The sequence below is a fragment of the Rathayibacter sp. AY1C5 genome (assembly GCF_002931705.1).
GTDB lineage: Bacteria > Actinomycetota > Actinomycetes > Actinomycetales > Microbacteriaceae > Rathayibacter.
Genome location: NZ_PSWD01000016.1, coordinates 1 through 19,774 on the forward strand (window position 1 = coordinate 1; position 19,774 = coordinate 19,774).

Genomic DNA, 19,774 nt, shown 5'->3' on the forward strand with positions numbered 1-19,774 from the left:
GCGTGGGGCCGGCGGGGCCGGGTCTCGCAGGCGCCTGATGCGACCCGGTGAGGGTCGCCGTCACGCTCCAGGGGCTGCCGCGGCTACCGGCGCCGTGGGCGCCGGGGCCGGCCGCCTTGCGTGACGCTCCGCGTCACGCGTCGTGGTCGGTGGTGAGGAAGGTCGCGAGCTCCTCGAGCACGGCCTGCTCGTTGTCGCCCTCGACGCTGACGGTGAGCTCGTCGCCGTGCTCGATGCCGAGCGAGATGATCCCGAGGATCGACGCGGCGTTGACCGGGGTCGCGTCGCCCTTGGCGACGAGGACCTTCTGACCCGACTTCGCCGCGGCCTGGCTGAAGAGCGAGGCGGGGCGGGCGTGGAGGCCCTTCGACGATGCAACCTGCACGGTGCGCTCGACCATGAACGTTTCTCCTTGATCCTGCAGTCGCGACTGCATCAGTGGTGCCCGGAGTCGGGCTCGCCCGGACGGACCGGGCGGGTGGAGGAGTCCCCGTCCGCGCCTGCGACGACCGCGCGAGCGGCGAAGAGGACGGGCAGGGTCTCGAGCACGGCATCGGCACCGTGCGCTCCGAAGACATCGGGCGGGAGGAGGGCGGCCGCGGCTCCCACGAGCTCCGCACGGTGGCGGAGTCCGTCGAACTGCGACTCGAGGTGCGGCCCCACGAGGAGGACGTCGGCCTCGGGGAGGGAGTGGTCGAGACCGGTGAGGGTCTCGGAGCGGAACACGGCATCCATGCCGCGCTCCTTCGCGCCCGCTCGCAGCCGGTGGGCCAGGAACGTGCTCGACGCGCCTGCACCGCAGACGATCAGGATCTTCCGCACCTCGTTCGCCTCCTCGCGTCCGGGTCGTGATTCATCCAAGCATCCCCTCGGAGGGGCGGCACCCTCCAGCAGACAATCTTCCGCGGGGGCGGAAGACGGCCCCTTCCACCCGCGGCGCGGGGGCTCCCGGGCGCGTCGCCGGGGTGATTGACTGACGGGACGTACGACTCGCCGCCCGCGTCCTGCGGGCCCGCGGCAGGGTCGTGGCGCTCCCGGCGCCCGGTCCGACCGCACGCCTGGAGCCTGATGCCTGACAACCGCGAACGACTGCTGGAGTACCTCTCCCGCGCCGACGGCTGGGTGACGGCGCACGAGCTCGCCGACAGGCTCGGAGTCACCACCCGCAGCGTCCGGAGCTACGTCACCGCGGTGAAGGCGCAGGCCGCCCCGCTGGAGCCGGTCGAGTCCTCCGCGAACGGCTACCGGCTCGCGCGCGAGGCGTACGCGGCCTACCTGGAGGCGCAGCGCAGCCGCGACGTCGAGCCCGACACCCCGCGCGACCGGCTGTACAGCATCGTCCGCCGCCTGGTCGACTCCGACGAGGGCCTGGACGTCTTCGCCCTCGCCGACGCGCTGTCGGTGAGCGAGTCGACCGTCGACGCCGATCTGCGCCGGGTGAAGGCCCTCGCCGACGAGGCCGGCCTCGGGCTGGTCCGGCGCGGCCCGTCGGTGCGCCTCGAGGGCAGCGAGGAGGCCCGCCGCCGCCTGATCTCGCGGATGTTCCGCGACGAGAGCGCGCAGGGCGTCTTCACGCTCGACGACGTCCAGCGCGAGTTCGCCTCCCCCGGCCTCGGCGCCTTCAAGACCGAGCTGCTGGCCGAGCTCGAGACCCGCGGCTACTACATCAACGACTACGGCGTGAACAGCGTCCTCCTCCACATCGCGATCGCCGTCGACCGCGTCGCCCGGGGCATCGGGGACCCCTCCGGCTCCCGCCCCTCCCCCGCGATCCACGGCGAGCTCGCGGCCCTGCTGGCGGAGCTGGTGGAGCGGCACTTCGCGACGCGCCTGACCGACGCCGAGCTCGCCCAGCTCGCGATCCTGATGACGACGCGGGTGGCGACGCCCGGGCAGAACGAGCCGGTCGCCGCCGTGGTCGAGAACTACCTCGACCCGGAGGACCTCGCCGTCGTCCGCGAGCTCGTCGCCGACGTCAACCGCGAGTACCTGGTCGACCTGGACGACGAGGGCTTCATCGTCCGCCTCGCCCTGCACGTTCGGAACCTGATCGCCCGGGCCGCCGAGGGCGGCTACTCTCGCAACCCGCTCACCCGCTCGATCAAGACCAGCTACCCGATGACCTACGAGATCGCCGTGTTCCTGGCGAGCGGGCTGCAGCGCCGTCGGGGCGTCGTGGTCAACGAGGACGAGATCGCCTACATCGCCCTCCACGTCGGCTCGTTCCTCGAGCGGGTGTCCCGGCGGGAGGAGCGTCTGTCCTGCGTGATCGTCTGCCCCAACTACTACGACCTCGCTCACATGCTGCGCCTGCGCGTCGAGCGCTCGCTCGGCACCGAGGTGGAGGTGCGCTCGCTGATCACGCGGAGCGACGTCGACTGGGACCGGCTCACCGCCGACCTCGTGATCACCACGATCGACGAGCGCCCCGCGTCCGATGACGTCGTGGTCGTGCAGCCGTTCCTCACCGACCACGACGTCGAGACGGTACGCCGGGCCATCGCCCGCGTCCGCCGGCACCGCCGCCGCGCGCAGATCAAGGACGAGCTGCTGCAGTTCTTCGACGAGGAGCTGTTCTTCCGCAACGTACACGCGCGCGATGAGGCGGCGATGATCCGGATGCTGGGCGAGCGGATGATCGCCGGCGGCATCATCGACGAGGACTACGTCGACGGCGCCATCGAGCGCGAGCGGATGAGCTCCACGGCGTTCACCGACAACCTCGCGGTCCCGCACGCGATGGCGATGAGCGCCCGCCGCACCTCCATCGCGATCGTCGTGAACGACACCGCGATGGAGTGGGGCGAGCAGCGGGTGAACGTGATCGCGATGATCGCGTTCGCCTCGGCCGGCCGCAGCACCTTCCAGTCGGTGTTCGACCAGTTCGTCGAGGTGTTCGCCGACCGGGCGGAGGTGCAGCGCCTCATCCGGCGCTCCACGGACTTCGGCGGCTTCATCGAGGAGCTGGTGCGGGTGATCGACAGCTGACTGTCCGCTCAGACAGGGATCGAGAGGGTGCTGTCGCCCTCTCGCGCCATCCCGCGCCCTGCGGGCGCCCGCCAGACCCGAGCCAGTCGCGAGAGGACGACAGCACCCTCCCTCCGCATCGGATCGGAGGAGCTCTGAGCTGGGGGCCTTTACGCGAAGGGCGTCGGCACGATCCCGTAGGGGGCGAGGCCGGCCGCGCCGCCGTCGGCGAGCGTGGTGACCCAGATGCCGTCGTGGTGCACGGCGACGGAGTGCTCCCAGTGGGCGGCCATGCTGCTGTCCTCGGTCGCGACCGTCCACTCGTCCTCGCGGACGAAGGTCTCGGCGCTGCCCGCGGTGACCATAGGCTCGATCGCGACGACGAGTCCCGGCTTCACCTCGGGGCCGCGCTGGCGCACCCGGTAGTTGAAGACCGGCGGAGCCTCGTGCATGGTGCGCCCGATGCCGTGGCCGATGTAGTCGGTGAGGATGCCGTAGACGCGGCCCGAGCGCTCGGCCTCGTCCTCGATGTACTCCTCGATCGCCGCGCCGACCTCGTTGAGATGGCGGGCGGAGGCGAGGGCGGCGATCCCCCGCCACAGGGATCCCTCGGTCACCCGCGAGAGCTCGGCGCGTGCCGCGACCTCCTCCGGGCGGGAGGGATCGGGCAGGACCACCGTCATCGCGGAGTCGCCGTTCCAGCCGTCGATCTCGGCGCCGCTGTCGATGGAGACCAGGTCGCCCGGCTCGAGCACGCGCCCGCCGGGGATGCCGTGGACCACCTCGTCGTTGACCGAGGCGCAGATCGTGTGCCGGTAGCCCGGGACGAGCTGGAAGTTCGAGTGGCCGCCGAGCGCGACGATCGCCGCCTCGGCGATCGCGTCGAGCTCGAGCGTGGTGACGCCCGGGCGGACCGCCGCGCGGACCGCGTCGAGCGAGGCGGCCGTGGCGAGGCCCGGAGCGAGCATCGACCGCAGCTGCGCGGGCGTCTTGTAGAGCGAGGAGCGGAACGCCACGGCTCAGGCGGCCGGGGTGTCGAGGCGGCCCACGCGGTGGCCCTCGAGGGCGACGACGATCCGCTCGGTCACCTCGTCGACCGGCCCGAGGCCGTCGACCACGACCACGAGCCCGCGGGCCGCGTAGACGTCGATGAGCGGAGCGGTCTGCTCCTCGTAGAGCGCGAGTCGGCGCCGGATGACGTCCTCGGTGTCGTCGCTGCGCCCCTGCTCGAGCGAGCGCTTGAGCAGGCGGCCGACGACCTCGTCGGGATCGGCCGTCAGCTGGACGACCGCGTCGAGCCGGTTGTCGTCCGCGGCGAGGATGCGGTCGAGCTCGTCGACCTGCTCCGTGGTGCGCGGGTAGCCGTCAAGCAGGAACCCGGTCGACGCGTCCGCCTCCTGGAGGCGGTCGTGCACGATCGCGTTGGTCAGCTCGTCCGGCACGTAGCGCCCGTTGTCGAGGTAGGCCTTCGCCTGGAGACCGAGCTCGGTCTCGTTGGCGACGTTCGCGCGGAAGATGTCCCCGGTCGAGATGGCGGGCACCCGGAGGATGTCGCTCAGCCGAGCGGCCTGGGTCCCCTTGCCTGCGCCGGGAGGGCCGATCAGCAGGAGACGGAAGCCGATCGGGTGCGACGTCATCGGAGGAGTCCTTCGTAGTGGCGCTGCTGCAGCTGGGAGTCGATCTGCTTCACCGTCTCCAGGCCGACTCCGACGATGATCAGGATGGACGTGCCGCCGAAGGGGAAGTTCTGGTTCGCACCGACCAGCGCGAGGGCCACGAGGGGCACGAGCGCGATGAGGCCGAGGTAGACCGATCCGGGCAGCGTCACCCGGGTGAGCACGTAGTTGAGGTACTCGGCGGTCGGGCGGCCGGCGCGGATGCCGGGGATGAAGCCGCCGTAGCGCTTCATGTTGTCGGCGACCTCGTCCGGGTTGAAGGTGATCGCGACGTAGAAGTAGGTGAAGCCCACGATCAGGAGGAAGTACAGCGCCATGTAGAGCGGGTGATCGCCCTTGGTGAGGTAGTTCGTGATCCAGGTGACCCAGACCGGGGCCTCCTGGCCAGCGGCGGGCTGGTTGAACTGCGCGATGAGCGCGGGCAGGTACAGCAGCGACGAGGCGAAGATGACGGGCACGACGCCGGCCATGTTGACCTTGATCGGGATGTAGGTGTTGTTGCCGCCGTAGGTGCGGCGGCCGACCATCCGCTTGGCGTACTGCACGGGGATCCGCCGCTGCGACTGCTCCACGAAGACCACGGCGACCACGAGCACGAGGCCCACGCCGAGGACGAGGAGGAAGGTCTCGAAGCCGCGCGACTGCGCGATCGACCACAGGGAGGTGGGGAACTGGGCGGCGATCGAGGTGAAGATCAGCAGCGACATGCCGTTGCCGATGCCGCGCTCGGTGATGAGCTCGCCCATCCACATGATGATCCCGGTGCCCGCGGTCATGGTGATGACCATGAGGAGGATGGAGTACCACTCGTCGGTGATGATGAGCGCCGAGCACTCCGGGACGCCGGAGTTGCCGAAGAGGGCGCCCGAGCGGGCGACGGTGATCAGCGTCGTCGACTGGAGGACGCCGAGCGCGATGGTGAGGTACCGCGTGTACTGGGTGAGCTTGCCCTGACCGGACTGCCCCTCCTTGTACAGGGTCTCGAAGTGAGGGATGACCACGCGCAGCAGCTGCACGATGATCGACGCCGTGATGTACGGCATGATCCCGAGCGCGAAGATCGACAGCTGGAGCAGTGCTCCACCGCTGAAGAGGTTCACGAGCTCGTAGAGACCCGAGGTGCCCTGGTTGCCGGCGAGACAGGCCTGCACGGCGCTGAAGTCGACGAACGGAGCAGGGATGAAGGATCCCAGCCGGAAGATCGCCACGATCGCGAGGGTGAAGCCGATCTTGCGGCGGAGGTCGGGGGTGCGGAAGATCCGCGCAACGGCGCCAAACACTACCTAAGGTCTCCTGCTCAATTCTGTGGTGCGGGATACAGGTCGAGCTTGCCACGCGCTCCCGGAGGGAGTCGGCGTGACAAGCTCGACCGACAAGCTGCTGGTGCTACTTGATGGATCCGCCCGCAGCGACGATCTTCTGCTCGGCAGAGCTGGAGACCTTGTCGACCGCGACGTTCAGCTTAACCGCAATGTCGCCGTCCCCGAGGACTTTGACCTTCTCGTTCTTGCGGACAGCACCCTTGGCGACCAGGTCGCCGATGGTGACGTCGCCGCCCTGGGGGTAGAGCTCCGCGAGAGCGGACAGGTTCACGACCTGGTACTCGACCCGGAACGGGTTCTTGAAGCCGCGGAGCTTCGGGGTGCGCATGTGCAGCGGCATCTGCCCACCCTCGAAGCCGACGCGCACCTGGTAGCGGGCCTTGGTGCCCTTGGTGCCGCGACCGGCGGTCTTTCCCTTGGAGCCCTCACCGCGACCCACGCGGGTCTTGGCCTTCTTGGCTCCGGCAGCGGGGCGGAGGTGGTGGACCTTGAGCACGTGCTCCTTGGTCGCCGGCGCCGCCGCGCCCTTCGTGGTGGTCGCCTGCGCGGGAGTCGTGGACTCCGCGGCGGCGGCCTTCTTCGTCTCAGCCATTAGTCAATCTCCTCGACCTTCACCAGGTGGGCGACGGTCTTCACGTATCCGCGGTTCTGGGCGTTGTCCTCGCGGACGACGCTCTGACCGATCTTCCTGAGGCCGAGCGAGCGCAGCGTGTCGCGCTGGTACTGCTTCTCGCTGACCTTCGACTTGATCTGGGTCACCTTGAGCTGGGCCATCAGGCACCTGCCTTCGCGTTGGACGCGGCGGCGAGGGCGTCGGCCTCGGCACGGACGAGACGTGCCGGCGCGACCTGGTCGAAGTCGAGACCACGACGAGCGGCGACGGCGCGCGGCTCCTCGAGCTGCTTCAGAGCCTCGACGGTCGCGTGGACGATGTTGATGGTGTTCGACGAGCCGAGCGACTTGCTCAGGACGTCGTGGATGCCGGCGCACTCGAGGACGGCGCGGACGGGACCGCCGGCGATGACACCGGTACCCGCGGCGGCGGGGCGCAGGAGCACCACACCGGCGGCGGCCTCACCCTGGACGGGGTGCGGGATGGTCGAGGCGACGCGGGGGACGCGGAAGAAGTTCTTCTTCGCCTCCTCGACGCCCTTGGAGATGGCGGTCGGGACCTCGCGGGCCTTGCCGTAGCCGACGCCCACCAGTCCGTTGCCGTCTCCGACGACCACGAGCGCGGTGAAGCTGAAGCGACGGCCGCCCTTGACGACCTTCGACACGCGGTTGATGGTCACGACGCGCTCGAGGAACTGGCTCTTCTCGGCGTCACGGCCACCGCGGTCGCGGCCACCCTGGTTGCGGTCGCGGCCGCCGCGGCGGGGCTCACGAGCCTCCTGCTGCGGCTGCGTGGACGCAGCGGTCTCGACGGGGGCCTCCGACACAGCGGCGACCTCGGGTTCCTTGTTCTCTGCGGCGCTCACAGGTTGAGCCCTGCCTCTCGTGCTCCATCGGCGATCGCGGCGACGCGACCGGCGTACTTGTTGCCTCCGCGGTCGAAGACGACCGCCTCGACACCGGCGTTCTTGGCGCGCTCGGCGACGAGCTCGCCGACCTTGCGGGCCTTGGCGGTCTTGTCGCCGTCGAACACGCGCAGGTCGGCCTCGAGGGTCGACGCCGACGCGAGGGTGCGGCCCTGAGCGTCGTCGACGACCTGCACGAAGACGTGGCGGGCCGAGCGGTTGACGACGAGGCGGGGGCGCTCGGCGGATCCGACGACCTTCTTGCGCAGACGGTCGTGACGACGACCGCGCGCAGCGGACTTGCTCTTTCCTCTGGTTCCGAGTCCCATGATCACTTACCGCTCTTTCCGGCCTTGCGGCGAACGACCTCGCCGGCGTAGCGCACGCCCTTGCCCTTGTAGGGCTCGGGCTTGCGGATCTTACGAATGTTGGCGGCTACCTCACCGACGGCCTGCTTCGAGATGCCGTGCACGGTGAGCTTGTTGTTGCCCTCGACCGTGAACGAGATGCCCGCGGGCGGGGTGACGACGACCGGGTGCGAGAAGCCGAGCGCGAACTCGATGTCCGAGCCCTTCGCCAGCACGCGGTAACCGGTTCCGACGACCTCGAGGCCCTTGGAGTAGCCCTGCGTGACACCGATGATGTCGTTCGCGATGAGCGTGCGGGTGAGGCCGTGGAGCGAGCGCGACTCGCGCTCGTCGTCGGGACGCGAGACCAGCACCTGGCCGTTCTCGACGGACACCTGGATGGGGCTGGCGACCGAGACGGTCAGCTCGCCCTTGGGGCCCTTGACGGTCACAGCGGATCCGGCGACGGAGACGTCGACGCCCGCCGGGATCTCGATGGGGAGTCTTCCAATACGCGACATGAGGGGTTACCACACGTAGGCGAGGACTTCCCCACCCACGCCCTTCTTCTCGGCCTGGCGGTCGGTCAGGAGACCGCTCGAGGTGGACAGGATGGCGACGCCGAGGCCGCCGAGCACGGTGGGGATCTCGGCCGACTTCGCGTACACGCGGAGTCCGGGCTTCGAGACCCGCTTGATGCCGGCGATCGAGCGCTCGCGGTTCGGGCCGTACTTGAGGGAGATGGAGAGCGTCGTGCCGACGCGCGCCTCCTCGACCTTCCAGTCGGCGATGTAGCCCTCGGTCTTGAGGATCTCGGCGATGTTCGCCTTGAGCTTCGAGCCCGGGAGGGTGATGGAGTCGTGGTGCGCGGAGTTCGCGTTACGGATTCTGGTCAGCAGATCTGCGACCGGATCAGTCATGGTCATGGCTGATGGTGCCTTTCTCGCCTGGTTTCGGCACCCTTTACAAGAGTGACGACCTGTGGTGTGGGACGGCGCCGACGACGTCGACGCCCATGCGGCCGCGCGAACGCAGGCCAACGAGCCATGCTACATGGCCGAGGTCCTGCGGTCGAGGGCCGATCGTGCACGGGATCCGGGGATCCCGCGTGGCGCCCGCCGCCGGCTCCGGACGGACCGGTCCGGCGGCGGACGCACGACGAGGCCGGAGGGCGGTTCTCACCGTCCCCCGGCCTCGAGGCTTGCTGCTTACGCGTTGTCCGACGACTTGAACGGGAAGCCGAGCTGCTTGAGCAGCGCGCGACCCTCGTCGTCGGTCTTGGCGGTGGTCACGACGGTCACGTCGAAGCCGCGGACGCGGTCGATGCGGTCCTGGTCGATCTCGTGGAAGATCGACTGCTCCGTGATGCCGAAGGTGTAGTTGCCGTTGCCGTCGAACTGGCGGTCCGACAGCCCGCGGAAGTCGCGGATGCGGGGCAGCGCCACCGAGAGCAGGCGGTCCAGGAACTCCCAGGCGCGGTCGCCCCGGAGGGTGACGTGAGCGCCGATGGCCTGACCCTCGCGCAGCTTGAACTGCGCGATGGACTTGCGGGCCTTGGTGACCTGCGGCTTCTGACCGGTGATGGCGGTGAGGTCCTTGACCGCGCCGTCAATGATCTTGCCGTCGCGGGCGGCCTCACCGACACCGGTGTTGACGACGACCTTGACCAGGCCGGGGACCTGGTGGACGTTGCCGAAGCCGAACTGCTCCTTGAGAGCGGGGATGATGTCGGCCTGGTACTTGGCCTTGAGCCGCGGCTGAACCTTCGCAGCCACTGCGGTGGTGTCAGTCATTACAGTTCCTCACCCGACGCCTTCGCGTAGCGCACGCGAACGGTCTTGGTCACGCCGTCCTTGGTGACGGCCACGTTGCGGTGGCCGACCCGGGTCGGCTTCTTGGTCTTCGGGTCGACGAGCGCGACGTTGGAGATGTGGATCGAGGCCTCGACGGTCTCGATGCCGCCCTCCTTCGAGCCGCGCTGCGTCTGGCCGACGCGGACGTGCTTCTTGACGAAGTTCACGCCCTCGACGACGACGCGGTTGCGCTCGACCAGCACCTCGAGGACCTTGCCCTGCTTGCCGCGGTCTCCACCGCGGGCCTGGGTAGCGCCCGAGATGACCTGGACGAGGTCACCCTTCTTGATCTTGGCCATGACTAGATAACCTCCGGTGCCAGCGAGACGATCTTCATGAACTTCTTGTCGCGGAGCTCGCGACCGACCGGTCCGAAGATGCGGGTGCCACGGGGGTCCCCGTCGTTCTTGAGGATGACGGCGGCGTTCTCGTCGAACTTGATGTACGAGCCGTCGGCGCGACGGGTCTGCTTGATGGTGCGGACGATGACGGCCTTGACCACGTCGCCCTTCTTCACGTTGCCACCGGGGATCGCGTCCTTGACGGTGGCGACGATGATGTCACCGAGGCCCGCGTAGCGGCGGCCGGAGCCTCCGAGGACGCGGATGGTGAGGAGCATCTTGGCGCCGGTGTTGTCGGCGACCTTGACTCGGGATTCTTGCTGAAGCATGTGTCTCTCCTGCTAACTCAAGTAGGCCGCGGCCTACTTGGCCTTCTCGAGGATCTCGACCAGGCGCCAGCGCTTGGTGGCGCTGAGGGGACGGGTCTCGCTGATGACGACGGAGTCGCCGATGCCGGCGGAGTTCAGCTCGTCGTGGACCTTGACCTTGGACGTACGGCGGATGACCTTGCCGTACAGCGGGTGCTTCACCCGGTCCTCGACCTCGACGACGATGGTCTTGTCCATCTTGTCGCTGGTGACGTAGCCGCGACGGGTCTTGCGGTATCCGCGAGCGCCCGCCTCCTTCACGTCGTGGGCGGCCGACTCGTGGCCGGCGCTGTCATTGACGGTTGCCATTACTTGGCCTCCTCGTTCGACTCGGTCGCCTCGACCTCGGCCTTGGCGGCCTTCTTGGTCTTGGGCTTCTTCTCCGCCTTGGCCGGGGCCTCGACGGGTGCGGGGGTGGCGCGGATGCCCAGCTCGCGCTCACGGATGACCGTGTAGATGCGGGCGATGTCGCGCTTGACGGCACGCAGGCGGCCGTTGGTGTCCAGCTGACCGGTGGCCGACTGGAAGCGGAGGTTGAACAGCTCCTCCTTGGCCTTCTTCAGCTCGGTGACGAGACGCTCGTCCTCGTAGGTGTCGAGCTCGGCGGGGGCGAGCTCCTTGGATCCGATCGCCATTACGCGTCTCCCTCCTCGCGCTTGATGATGCGTGCCTTGAGGGGCAGCTTGTGGATGGCACGGGTCATGGCCTCACGAGCGAGCTGCTCGTCGACGCCGGCGACCTCGAAGAGGACGCGACCCGGCTTGACGTTCGCGACCCACCACTCCGGCGAGCCCTTACCGGAACCCATGCGGGTCTCGGCGGGCTTCTTGGTGAGCGGACGGTCGGGGTAGATGTTGATCCACACCTTTCCGCCACGCTTGATGTGACGCGTCATCGCGATACGAGCGGACTCGATCTGACGGTTGGTCACGTAGGCGGGGGTGAGGGCCTGGATGCCGAACTCACCGAACGACACCTTGGTGCCACCGGTGGCCTGGCCGGACCGGCCCGGGTGGTGCTGCTTGCGGTGCTTGACTCGACGCGGAATCAACATGGTTATGCCTCAACTCCTGCTGCGATGGGCGCCTCGCTCTGCTGGCGGGGTGCACGGCGCGGACGGTCGCTGCGCTCGGGGCGCGACGACTTGCTGTTCGCCTGCTCGCGGGCGAGCTCCTTGTTGGTGATGTCGCCCTTGTAGATCCAGACCTTCACGCCGATGCGGCCGAAGGTGGTCTTCGCCTCGTAGAAGCCGTAGTCGATGTTCGCGCGGAGGGTGTGCAGCGGCACGCGTCCCTCGCGGTAGAACTCCGAGCGGCTCATCTCGGCGCCGCCGAGACGGCCGGAGACCTGGATGCGGACGCCCTTGGCGCCGGCGCGCTGAGCGCCCTGCAGGCCCTTGCGCATCGCGCGGCGGAAGGCCACGCGGGCGGAGAGCTGCTCGGCGATGCCCTGCGCGACCAGCTGAGCCTCGGCCTCGGGGTTCTTGACCTCGAGGATGTTGAGCTGGATCTGCTTGCCCGTGAGCTTCTCGAGGTCGGCGCGGATGCGCTCGGCCTCGGCGCCGCGGCGGCCGATCACGATGCCCGGGCGGGCGGTGTGGATGTCGACGCGGACGCGGTCACGGGTGCGCTCGATCTCGATGCGGGCGACGCCCGCACGGTCGAGCTGCGTGGCGAGGAGTCGGCGGATCTTGACGTCCTCGGCGAGGTAGTCGCTGTACCGCTGGCCCTTCTTGGTGCTGTCGGAGAACCAGCGCGACACGTGGTCGGTGGTGATTCCCAGACGGAAACCGTAGGGGTTTACTTTCTGACCCATTACTTGGTCCCCTCCTCAGGAGTGGCCAGCACGACGGTGATGTGGCTGGTGCGCTTGTTGATGCGGAAGGCACGACCCTGAGCACGGGGCTGGAATCGCTTGAGGGTGGTTCCCTCATCGACGAAGGCGCGGGACACGATCAGGTCCTGGTCGTCGAGGTACTCGTTCGAGGCATCGGCCTTGACGCGAGCGTTGGCCATCGCCGAGGCGACGAGCTTGTAGACGGGCTCGGACGCACCCTGCGGCGCGAACTTCAGGATGGCCAGTGCCTCCTGCGCCTGCTTCCCGCGGATCAGGTTCACGACACGGCGAGCCTTCTGGGGGGTGACGCGGATGTGTCGCACGCGTGCGATCGACTCCACCATTTCTCTCCTCCTTCTCGTCGCCGCGTCAGCGGCGACGGCCCTTCTTGTCGTCCTTCTCGTGACCGCGGAAGGTCCGAGTGGGGGCGAACTCGCCGAGCTTGTGGCCGACCATGGTCTCGGTCACGAACACGGGGATGTGCTTGCGACCGTCGTGGACCGCGATGGTGTGGCCCAGCATCGCCGGGATGATCATCGAACGGCGCGACCAGGTCTTGATGACGTTCTTGTTGCCGGCTTCGTTGGCCGTGAACACCTTGCGGAGCAGGTGGTCGTCAACGAAGGGGCCCTTCTTGAGACTGCGAGGCATCTTCTACAACTCCTACTTGCGCTTCTTACCGGCGGTGCGGCGGCGAACGATGAGCTTGTCGCTCTCCTTGTTGGGGCGACGGGTGCGTCCCTCGGACTGACCCCACGGGCTGACCGGGTGGCGTCCACCGGAGGTCTTGCCCTCTCCACCACCGTGCGGGTGGTCGACCGGGTTCATCGCGACACCGCGGACGGTCGGGCGGACGCCCTTCCAGCGCATGCGGCCGGCCTTGCCCCAGTTGATGTTCGACTGCTCGGCGTTGCCGACCTCGCCGATCGTGGCGCGGCAGCGCGCATCGACGTTGCGGATCTCGCCCGACGGCAGGCGGAGCTGCGCGTAGGGGCCGTCCTTGGCGACGAGGCGGACCGAGGTGCCGGCCGAGCGGGCGAGCTTGGCGCCGCCTCCCGGCTTGATCTCGATGGCGTGGATGACCGTACCGGTCGGGATGTTGCGCAGCGGCAGGTTGTTGCCGGGCTTGATGTCGGCGCCGGCGCCCGACTCCACGACGTCGCCCTGCGAGAGCTTGTTCGGGGCCAGGATGTAGCGCTTGGTGCCGTCCACGAAGTGGAGCAGCGCGATGCGCGCCGTGCGGTTGGGGTCGTACTCGATGTGAGCGACCTTGGCGTTGACGCCGTCCTTGTCGTTGCGACGGAAGTCGATCAGACGGTACTGGCGCTTGTGGCCACCACCGATGTGACGCGTCGTGATGCGGCCGGAGTTGTTGCGGCCACCGGTCTTGGACAGCGGGCGCAGGAGCGACTTCTCAGGCGTCGAGCGGGTGATCTCGGCGAAGTCGGCAACGCTGGAGCCGCGGCGACCGGGGGTCGTGGGCTTGTACTTACGAATAGCCATTGTCTGTTTCCTCTACGCTTCTTCGGCTCAGCCGACGCTCGTGAAGATGTCGATGGAGCCGGACTTCAGCGTGACGATCGCGCGCTTGGTGTCCTTGCGCTTGCCGGTGCCGAACTTCGTGCGGCGGGTCTTGCCCTGGCGGTTCAGCGTGTTGATCGACGCGACCTCGACGCCGAAGATCTTCTCGATGGCGAGCTTGATCTCGGTCTTGTTCGAACGCGGGTCGACCACGAAGGTGTACTTGCCCTCGTCGATCAGGCCGTAGGACTTCTCCGAGACCACCGGGGAGATGATGACGTCGCGGGGGTCCTTGTTGAACGCGGCGGACTGGCTCATGCGTTCACCTCTTCCTTGTTGGACTCGACGCCCGACTTGGCCGCGATGAACGCGTCGAGCGCGCCCTTCGAGAACACGATGTCGTCGGAGACGAGCACGTCGTACGCGTTGAGCTGGTCGGCCGGCAGGATGTGCACGAACGGCACGTTGCGGAGCGAGAGCTCGGCGATGTAGTCGTCGCGCTCGAGCACCACGAGGACGTTGCGCGACACCGAGAGGGCGTCGAGCAGGACGAGGACGTCCTTGGTCCGGGGGGTGTCACCGAGGGCGAGGGACTCGACCACGTGGATGCGGGCACCGCGGGCGCGGTCCGAGAGAGCACCGAGCAGAGCCGCGGCGATCATCTTCTTGGGGGTGCGCTGCGCGTAGCTGCGGGGGGTCGGTCCGTGGACCACGCCACCACCGGTCATGTGCGGGGCGCGGATCGAGCCCTGACGAGCGCGACCGGTTCCCTTCTGCTTGAACGGCTTGCGACCGGCTCCGGAGACCTCACCGCGGTTCTTCGTCTTGTGGGTTCCCTGGCGCGCCGCGGCGAGCTGGGCCACGACGACCTGGTGGATGAGGGGGATGTTGGTCTGGACGTCGAAGAGCGCGGCGGGGAGCTCGACCGAGCCCGCCTTCTGGCCCTTGACGTCGATGATGTCGACAGAGGTAGCCATGGAACTACGCTCCCTTCACGGCGTTGCGAACGAACACGAGGCGACCGCGGGCACCGGGGACGGCGCCCTTGACGAGCAGCAGGCCCTTCTCGGCGTCGACGGAGTGCACCTTGAGGTTGAGCACGGTGACGCGCTCGCCACCCATGCGACCGGCCATGCGCATGCCCTTGAAGACACGGCTGGGGGTCGAGGAGGCGCCAATGGAGCCGGGCTTGCGGTGGTTGCGGTGCGAACCGTGCGAAGCCGAGACGCCCTTGAAGTTGTGGCGCTTCATGACACCGGCGAAGCCCTTGCCCTTGCTGGTGCCGACGACGTCGACCTTGGTGCCGGCCTCGAAGACGGCGTCCACGGTCAGCTCCTGGCCTGCCGAGTAGTCGGCGGCGTCGGAGGTGCGGACCTCGGTGAGGTGGCGGCGGGGGGTGACGCCCGCGGCGTCGAAGTGACCGGCGGCGGGCTTGTTCACCTTGCGCGGGTCGATCGCACCGGCGGCGAGCTGGACGGCGGTGTAGCCGTCCTTCTCCTCCGTGCGGACCTGGGTCACGACGTTGGGGCTGATCTCGATGACGGTGACCGGCACGAGCTTGTTGTTCTCGTCCCAGACCTGGGTCATTCCGAGCTTGGTGCCGAGGAGGCCCTTGCTGGTCTTCAGCGTGGGGGAAACAGTGACAGACATGGTGGCACTCCTCCTTAGAGCTTGATCTCGATGTTGACGTCGGCCGGCAGGTCGAGGCGCATGAGCGAGTCGACGGCCTTGGGCGTCGGGTCGATGATGTCGATGAGGCGCTTGTGGGTGCGCATCTCGAAGTGCTCGCGGCTGTCCTTGTACTTGTGGGGAGAACGGATCACGCAGACCACGTTCTTCTCGGTCGGCAGCGGCACGGGGCCGACCACCGTTGCACCGGCACGGGTGACCGTGTCGACGATCTTGCGCGCCGACGTGTCGATGACCTCGTGGTCGTACGACTTCAGTCGGATGCGGATCTTCTGTCCCGCCATGTGTGATCTCTCACTCTCTTGTTATTGCGTCGTACGCGACTCCCCCGGCCGGAGCCGGACTCGTCTCGCATTGGACGCGCTCGCGAAGGAACTCCGGTGACCCGGAAAAGTGCAACCAGTGTTCTTCTGTCAAAAGCACCGCACCCTCGGGGCGCTCCGATCGGCGTGCAGAACGCACGACGCACGGAGAGACCGTTGAGATGTCGGTTGTTGTCGTTCTGCTACCCGCCGCCTCGACGTCGCACCCGCGTGGCCGCCCTCTCGGGTCGAGCCTCCGCGATGCCGTCTCGGCACTGCCTGGCAGTGTCCCCCTGCGAGCAGCACGCCACCCGAGAGGAAATTTTGAACTAGAAGAGTCTCCCACAGATGCCCCACCCCTGCAACCCGGGCGTGTCGCGCCGGAGGGCTCCTTCGCGAGCACGTCGTGACGGACCGTGGGAGCCGGTCGCTCCGAGCAGCAGCGCGGGTCGAAGGGCCTCCCCCGCTACTCGAAGAGCAGGGCCCGGACGGCGGTCTCGGCCGACGCGGGGCGCGACGCGTCGATGGTCTCGCCGGCGCGGAAGTGGTCGAGCAGCCGCGGGTCGACGTAGCTGGCGCGGGCGACCGTCGGCGTGTTCCCGAGCACGTCCGAGGCGTCGCGCATCGCCTGGGCGATCGCGGAGTTCCGAGCGCGCTGCGTGGCCTGCGGTCCCGACTTCGCCAGGCTCAGCGCGGCCGCGACCGTGCCGTGCAGAGTGCGGAAGTCCTTCGCCGTGAAGTCGTCGCCGGCGCGCTCGCGCACGTAGTCGTTGATCTCGGGCGCCGAGACCGGCCGCCACTCCCGCCCGTCCTTCCAGGCGAGCAGGCGGGCGTTCGGCCCACGACGCTTGAGAGCACGGACGACGCGCGAGAGGTCGTGGTCGAGGATCTCGCTCGTCCACGCCTGATGGCTCTTCCCGGGGAAGGCGAGGGCGACCCGGTCCCCGTGGGTCGTGGCGTGCGCGCACAGGAGCGTCGAGAGGCCGATGCTGCCGTGCTCCTTCGCGTACCTCTCGCTGCCGACGCGGAGCGATCCGGTGTCGAGCATCCGGAAGGCGGTGGCCAGCGCGCGCTCGCGGCTGGGTCCGTCCGAGCGGAGGGCGATGGTCACGGCCCGGCGCGCCCCGGGCAGGGCCTCCGCGAGCCGCAGCGCCCGGTCGAACTTGATTCGGTCCTTCTGCTCGCGCCAGGTCGGATGGTAGATGTACTGGCGGCGGCCGGCGGAGTCGACGCCGGTGGCCTGGATGTGCCCGTTGGGGTACGGGGCGATCCAGACGTCCGTCCAGGCCGGCGGGATGCCGAGACGGTCGAAGCGCGCGCGCAGCTCCTTGTCGGCGACGGTCGCGCCCTTCGGGTCGCGGTAGCTGAAGCCGGAGCCCGCGCGCACCCGGGTGTAGCCGCGCCCGCTCGAATCGGTCCTGCGGAGTCGTTGCGCGCGAGTGTCAGCCATCGATCCGACGATAGGACGGCGGATCCGAGGCCCGCACCCGCTTGACGGCGGGGACGAGCAGTCGGTCGGCAGCCGCTACTCGTTGCCGATCCGCTTGTCGGCCTGGCGCTTCAGGTCCTCGATGCGGTCGTCGTACTTGCCGTTGGTGAGGCGGCTGGCGATCTCGCCCGCCTTCTCGAGGGTCTGGTCGGAGACCTGCTCGGCCTTCTCGCTCCGCAGCGCGTCCTGGGCCTTCCGGCTGTTGAGCAGTTCGCCGGCCTGGCGTCCGAGCTTCCCGAGATCCACGATGATGCCTCCTTGTAAACGCGCACAGGGCGGCGCGTGCCTCAGTGTGGCGCTCCCGGCTGGGGGAACGGTGCGGGCGCGCCGGTCAGCCGGCCAGTGCGATCACCTGCTCCGCTGCGTCTGCCAGGGCGCGGCCGTAGGAGGGACCGTGACCGGCGGCGTGGACGGCGAGCGGGTGCAGCTGGTGGAGTGGCACCCGCTCCTCGTAGCCGACCCCCAGCGGATGCTGCTCGCGGTAGCCCTCGAGGACGGCGTCGAGGTGCGGAGCACCGAAGAGGGCCAGCATCGCCAGATCGGTCTCGCGGTGTCCCCCGTGAGCGGCGGGGTCGATCAGGACGGCGCCGTCCGCCGTCCAGAGCACGTTGCCGGTCCAGAGGTCCCCGTGGATCCGGGCGGGCCCCGCACCGTCGTCGAAGGCTCCGGCCGCCACCCGGCCCAGAGCCTGCTCGACGAGCCGCGACTCGGCTGCCGTGAGGTTGCCCGCCTCCACGGCGGGGCCGAGGAACGGCCGCACCCGCTGCTCCGCGTAGAAGCGCCCCCACGAGTCGTCCGGGCGGCACGGCATCCCGCGGCGGCCGATGTACGCGGGGCCGGTCCATCCCGGGGGCGGCGCTCCGAACGCCGCGGCTCCGGCGTCGTGCGTCCGGGCGAGCGCGGCGCCGAGAGCCCGAGCCGACTCGGCCGAGGGACGCACGGAGCGGATCTCCTCCAGCTCGATGCGCCCGGGCGACACCCTCTCCACCCCGACACAGCGCGCACCGCCGTCCGCCTCGCGCAGCCAGTCCAGGCCGGCCGCCTCCCACTCGAAGAACTGCGGGAGGGCACGGGGGTCGCTCTTCACGAAGGGCATGCCGCCACGCTAGCCGGGCGTCCCCGGGAACGACGAGAGGGGCCGCCCGCCGAAGCGGACGACCCCTCTCGAGAGATCGGTAGGACGGACCTACTTGATGATCTTGGTGACCGTACCGGCACCCACGGTGCGTCCACCCTCACGGATGGCGAAGCCGAGGCCCTCCTCCATGGCGATCGGCTGGATCAGCGCGACCGTCATGTCGGTGGTGTCGCCGGGCATGACCATCTCGGTGCCCTCGGGCAGCGTGATGACGCCGGTGACGTCGGTGGTGCGGAAGTAGAACTGCGGACGGTAGTTCGCGTAGAACGGGTTGTGACGCCCACCCTCATCCTTGGACAGGATGTACGCGGTGCCCTCGAAGTCCGTGTGCGGCGTGACCGAACCCGGCTTGACGACGACCTGGCCGCGCTCGACGTCCTCGCGCTTGGTGCCGCGGAGGAGCAGACCGCAGTTCTCGCCGGCCCAGGCCTCGTCGAGCTGCTTGTGGAACATCTCGATTCCGGTGACCGTGGTCTTCTGCGTCGGGCGGATGCCGACGATCTCGACCTCGGAGTTCAGAGCGAGGGTTCCACGCTCCGCACGGCCGGTGACGACGGTTCCACGACCGGTGATCGTGAAGACGTCCTCGATCGGCATGAGGAACGGCTTGTCCTTGTCGCGCACCGGGTCCGGGATGGACTCGTCGACCGCGTCCATCAGGTCGAGGATCGACTGGGTCCAGGTGTCGTCGCCCTCGAGGGCCTTGAGGCCGGAGACGCGCACGACGGGGGCGTCGTCGCCGGGGAAGCCCTGCGACGAGAGGAGCTCGCGGACCTCGAGCTCGACGAGCTCCAGGATCTCCTCGTCGTCCACCATGTCGGCCTTGTTCAGCGCGACGAGGAGGTAGGGGACGCCGACCTGCTTGGCGAGGAGGACGTGCTCACGGGTCTGAGCCATCGGGCCGTCGGTGGCGGCGACCACGAGGATCGCGCCGTCCATCTGGGCCGCGCCGGTGATCATGTTCTTGATGTAGTCGGCGTGACCCGGGGCGTCGACGTGCGCGTAGTGGCGCTTCGGCGTCTCGTACTCGACGTGCGAGATGTTGATCGTGATGCCGCGCTGGCGCTCCTCGGGAGCGGAGTCGATCGACGCGAAGTCACGCTGGACGTTGGTCGCGGACGGGAACTTGTCCGCCAGAACCTTCGAGATCGCCGCGGTGAGCGTGGTCTTTCCGTGGTCGACGTGACCGATGGTTCCGATGTTGACGTGCGGCTTGGTCCGCTCGAACTTGGCCTTAGCCACTGTGGGTCCTCCTCAGGACTTAGGTGCAAGCATCCGCATCCGGGCGGCCGCACGGGGCGGCACGAGGACAGGAGGACTTGCGGGGGTTTTGTGTACGTATGTTACCGGCAGTGGTCGTGCGGCCGTCCCGCTGCGACAGGGGGCGCGCTGCACTCGGCAGCAAACC

Annotated in this window: 30 protein-coding genes; 1 reads left to right on the top strand and 29 read right to left on the bottom strand. The window is 68.8% G+C overall.

Annotation, left to right across the window (positions count from 1 at the left end):
• Positions 1–133 precede the first annotated feature (133 nt).
• Entirely contained in the window at positions 134–400 is a 267-nt protein-coding gene (locus C5C57_RS11755) for an HPr family phosphocarrier protein (protein ID WP_104224553.1), read from the bottom strand.
• A 35-nt stretch (positions 401–435) separates the two neighbouring features.
• On the bottom strand, positions 436–861 hold the full coding sequence (locus C5C57_RS11760) for a PTS sugar transporter subunit IIB (RefSeq protein ID WP_181065531.1): 426 nt from the start codon (positions 859–861) through the stop codon (positions 436–438).
• 207 nt (positions 862–1,068) lie between these two features.
• Between C5C57_RS11760 and C5C57_RS11765 the strand changes: the two genes are divergently transcribed.
• Complete coding sequence (locus tag C5C57_RS11765) at positions 1,069–2,988, top strand: BglG family transcription antiterminator (protein WP_104260916.1); 1,920 nt, start codon at positions 1,069–1,071, stop codon at positions 2,986–2,988.
• 149 nt (positions 2,989–3,137) lie between these two features.
• On the opposite strand, the gene map is transcribed toward C5C57_RS11765, so the two are convergent.
• The 27 genes from map to tuf form a co-directional block, all read right to left on the bottom strand.
• The gene (gene map, locus C5C57_RS11770; protein ID WP_104226753.1) at positions 3,138–3,983 is read right to left on the bottom strand and encodes a type I methionyl aminopeptidase; all 846 of its coding nucleotides are present in this window, start codon (positions 3,981–3,983) and stop codon (positions 3,138–3,140) included.
• Positions 3,984–3,986: 3 nt separating this feature from the next.
• Positions 3,987–4,604 (bottom strand): adenylate kinase, encoded by a 618-nt coding sequence (locus C5C57_RS11775; protein ID WP_181028829.1) that lies wholly within the window; start codon positions 4,602–4,604, stop codon positions 3,987–3,989.
• The gene (gene secY / locus C5C57_RS11780) at positions 4,601–5,923 is read right to left on the bottom strand and encodes a preprotein translocase subunit SecY (RefSeq protein ID WP_104224557.1); all 1,323 of its coding nucleotides are present in this window, start codon (positions 5,921–5,923) and stop codon (positions 4,601–4,603) included. The genes C5C57_RS11775 and secY overlap by 4 nt, the downstream gene beginning before the upstream one ends.
• 106 nt (positions 5,924–6,029) lie before the next feature.
• A complete protein-coding gene (rplO, locus tag C5C57_RS11785; protein WP_104226755.1) occupies positions 6,030–6,557 on the bottom strand; it encodes a 50S ribosomal protein L15 in 528 nt (175 codons plus the stop codon).
• Entirely contained in the window at positions 6,557–6,739 is a 183-nt protein-coding gene (rpmD, locus tag C5C57_RS11790; protein WP_181024623.1) for a 50S ribosomal protein L30, read from the bottom strand. Before rpmD ends, rplO begins: the two co-directional genes overlap by 1 nt.
• Positions 6,739–7,443, bottom strand: coding sequence for a 30S ribosomal protein S5 (gene rpsE / locus C5C57_RS11795; RefSeq protein WP_104224559.1), 705 nt, complete (start codon positions 7,441–7,443; stop codon positions 6,739–6,741). The genes rpmD and rpsE overlap by 1 nt, the downstream gene beginning before the upstream one ends.
• Entirely contained in the window at positions 7,440–7,811 is a 372-nt protein-coding gene (rplR, locus tag C5C57_RS11800; RefSeq protein ID WP_056037296.1) for a 50S ribosomal protein L18, read from the bottom strand. The genes rpsE and rplR overlap by 4 nt, the downstream gene beginning before the upstream one ends.
• A 2-nt stretch (positions 7,812–7,813) precedes the next feature.
• The gene (rplF, locus tag C5C57_RS11805) at positions 7,814–8,350 is read right to left on the bottom strand and encodes a 50S ribosomal protein L6 (protein ID WP_104224560.1); all 537 of its coding nucleotides are present in this window, start codon (positions 8,348–8,350) and stop codon (positions 7,814–7,816) included.
• A 6-nt stretch (positions 8,351–8,356) separates the two neighbouring features.
• The gene (gene rpsH, locus C5C57_RS11810) at positions 8,357–8,755 is read right to left on the bottom strand and encodes a 30S ribosomal protein S8 (RefSeq protein WP_068209423.1); all 399 of its coding nucleotides are present in this window, start codon (positions 8,753–8,755) and stop codon (positions 8,357–8,359) included.
• A gap of 282 nt (positions 8,756–9,037) precedes the next feature.
• A complete protein-coding gene (gene rplE / locus C5C57_RS11815) occupies positions 9,038–9,622 on the bottom strand; it encodes a 50S ribosomal protein L5 (RefSeq protein ID WP_068209425.1) in 585 nt (194 codons plus the stop codon).
• A complete protein-coding gene (rplX, locus tag C5C57_RS11820; protein ID WP_104224561.1) occupies positions 9,622–9,981 on the bottom strand; it encodes a 50S ribosomal protein L24 in 360 nt (119 codons plus the stop codon). The genes rplE and rplX overlap by 1 nt, the downstream gene beginning before the upstream one ends.
• Positions 9,982–9,983: 2 nt before the next feature.
• Positions 9,984–10,352, bottom strand: a complete 369-nt coding sequence (gene rplN / locus C5C57_RS11825) for a 50S ribosomal protein L14 (protein WP_104224562.1) — start codon at positions 10,350–10,352, stop codon at positions 9,984–9,986.
• Between the two features lie 33 nt (positions 10,353–10,385).
• Positions 10,386–10,700 (bottom strand): 30S ribosomal protein S17, encoded by a 315-nt coding sequence (gene rpsQ, locus C5C57_RS11830; RefSeq protein ID WP_104224563.1) that lies wholly within the window; start codon positions 10,698–10,700, stop codon positions 10,386–10,388.
• Positions 10,700–11,026: a 50S ribosomal protein L29 gene (gene rpmC / locus C5C57_RS11835; protein WP_104224564.1), complete on the bottom strand. Its 327-nt coding sequence runs from the start codon at positions 11,024–11,026 to the stop codon at positions 10,700–10,702. Before rpmC ends, rpsQ begins: the two co-directional genes overlap by 1 nt.
• The gene (gene rplP / locus C5C57_RS11840; protein WP_068209436.1) at positions 11,026–11,445 is read right to left on the bottom strand and encodes a 50S ribosomal protein L16; all 420 of its coding nucleotides are present in this window, start codon (positions 11,443–11,445) and stop codon (positions 11,026–11,028) included. The genes rpmC and rplP overlap by 1 nt, the downstream gene beginning before the upstream one ends.
• A gap of 2 nt (positions 11,446–11,447) precedes the next feature.
• Positions 11,448–12,206: a 30S ribosomal protein S3 gene (gene rpsC / locus C5C57_RS11845; RefSeq protein ID WP_104260914.1), complete on the bottom strand. Its 759-nt coding sequence runs from the start codon at positions 12,204–12,206 to the stop codon at positions 11,448–11,450.
• Positions 12,206–12,571 (bottom strand): 50S ribosomal protein L22, encoded by a 366-nt coding sequence (gene rplV, locus C5C57_RS11850; protein ID WP_077221988.1) that lies wholly within the window; start codon positions 12,569–12,571, stop codon positions 12,206–12,208. The genes rpsC and rplV overlap by 1 nt, the downstream gene beginning before the upstream one ends.
• Positions 12,572–12,596: 25 nt before the next feature.
• The gene (gene rpsS / locus C5C57_RS11855) at positions 12,597–12,878 is read right to left on the bottom strand and encodes a 30S ribosomal protein S19 (protein WP_055787078.1); all 282 of its coding nucleotides are present in this window, start codon (positions 12,876–12,878) and stop codon (positions 12,597–12,599) included.
• Positions 12,879–12,890: 12 nt separating this feature from the next.
• Positions 12,891–13,730, bottom strand: a complete 840-nt coding sequence (gene rplB / locus C5C57_RS11860; protein WP_068251462.1) for a 50S ribosomal protein L2 — start codon at positions 13,728–13,730, stop codon at positions 12,891–12,893.
• 27 nt (positions 13,731–13,757) lie between these two features.
• Positions 13,758–14,066 (bottom strand): 50S ribosomal protein L23, encoded by a 309-nt coding sequence (gene rplW, locus C5C57_RS11865; RefSeq protein ID WP_068209445.1) that lies wholly within the window; start codon positions 14,064–14,066, stop codon positions 13,758–13,760.
• Positions 14,063–14,725, bottom strand: coding sequence for a 50S ribosomal protein L4 (gene rplD / locus C5C57_RS11870; RefSeq protein WP_104224565.1), 663 nt, complete (start codon positions 14,723–14,725; stop codon positions 14,063–14,065). Before rplD ends, rplW begins: the two co-directional genes overlap by 4 nt.
• Before the next feature lie 4 nt (positions 14,726–14,729).
• Positions 14,730–15,398: a 50S ribosomal protein L3 gene (gene rplC, locus C5C57_RS11875; RefSeq protein ID WP_104224566.1), complete on the bottom strand. Its 669-nt coding sequence runs from the start codon at positions 15,396–15,398 to the stop codon at positions 14,730–14,732.
• A 14-nt stretch (positions 15,399–15,412) separates the two neighbouring features.
• Positions 15,413–15,721 (bottom strand): 30S ribosomal protein S10, encoded by a 309-nt coding sequence (gene rpsJ, locus C5C57_RS11880; RefSeq protein WP_005050520.1) that lies wholly within the window; start codon positions 15,719–15,721, stop codon positions 15,413–15,415.
• Positions 15,722–16,205: 484 nt separating this feature from the next.
• Positions 16,206–17,189: a DNA topoisomerase IB gene (locus C5C57_RS11885; RefSeq protein WP_104292486.1), complete on the bottom strand. Its 984-nt coding sequence runs from the start codon at positions 17,187–17,189 to the stop codon at positions 16,206–16,208.
• 75 nt (positions 17,190–17,264) lie between these two features.
• Positions 17,265–17,474, bottom strand: a complete 210-nt coding sequence (locus C5C57_RS11890) for an antitoxin (protein WP_159939075.1) — start codon at positions 17,472–17,474, stop codon at positions 17,265–17,267.
• Between the two features lie 85 nt (positions 17,475–17,559).
• Positions 17,560–18,324, bottom strand: coding sequence for a fructosamine kinase family protein (locus tag C5C57_RS11895; RefSeq protein WP_104297651.1), 765 nt, complete (start codon positions 18,322–18,324; stop codon positions 17,560–17,562).
• 90 nt (positions 18,325–18,414) lie between these two features.
• Positions 18,415–19,608, bottom strand: coding sequence for an elongation factor Tu (gene tuf / locus C5C57_RS11900; RefSeq protein ID WP_104224570.1), 1,194 nt, complete (start codon positions 19,606–19,608; stop codon positions 18,415–18,417).
• Positions 19,609–19,774: the final 166 nt, after the last annotated feature.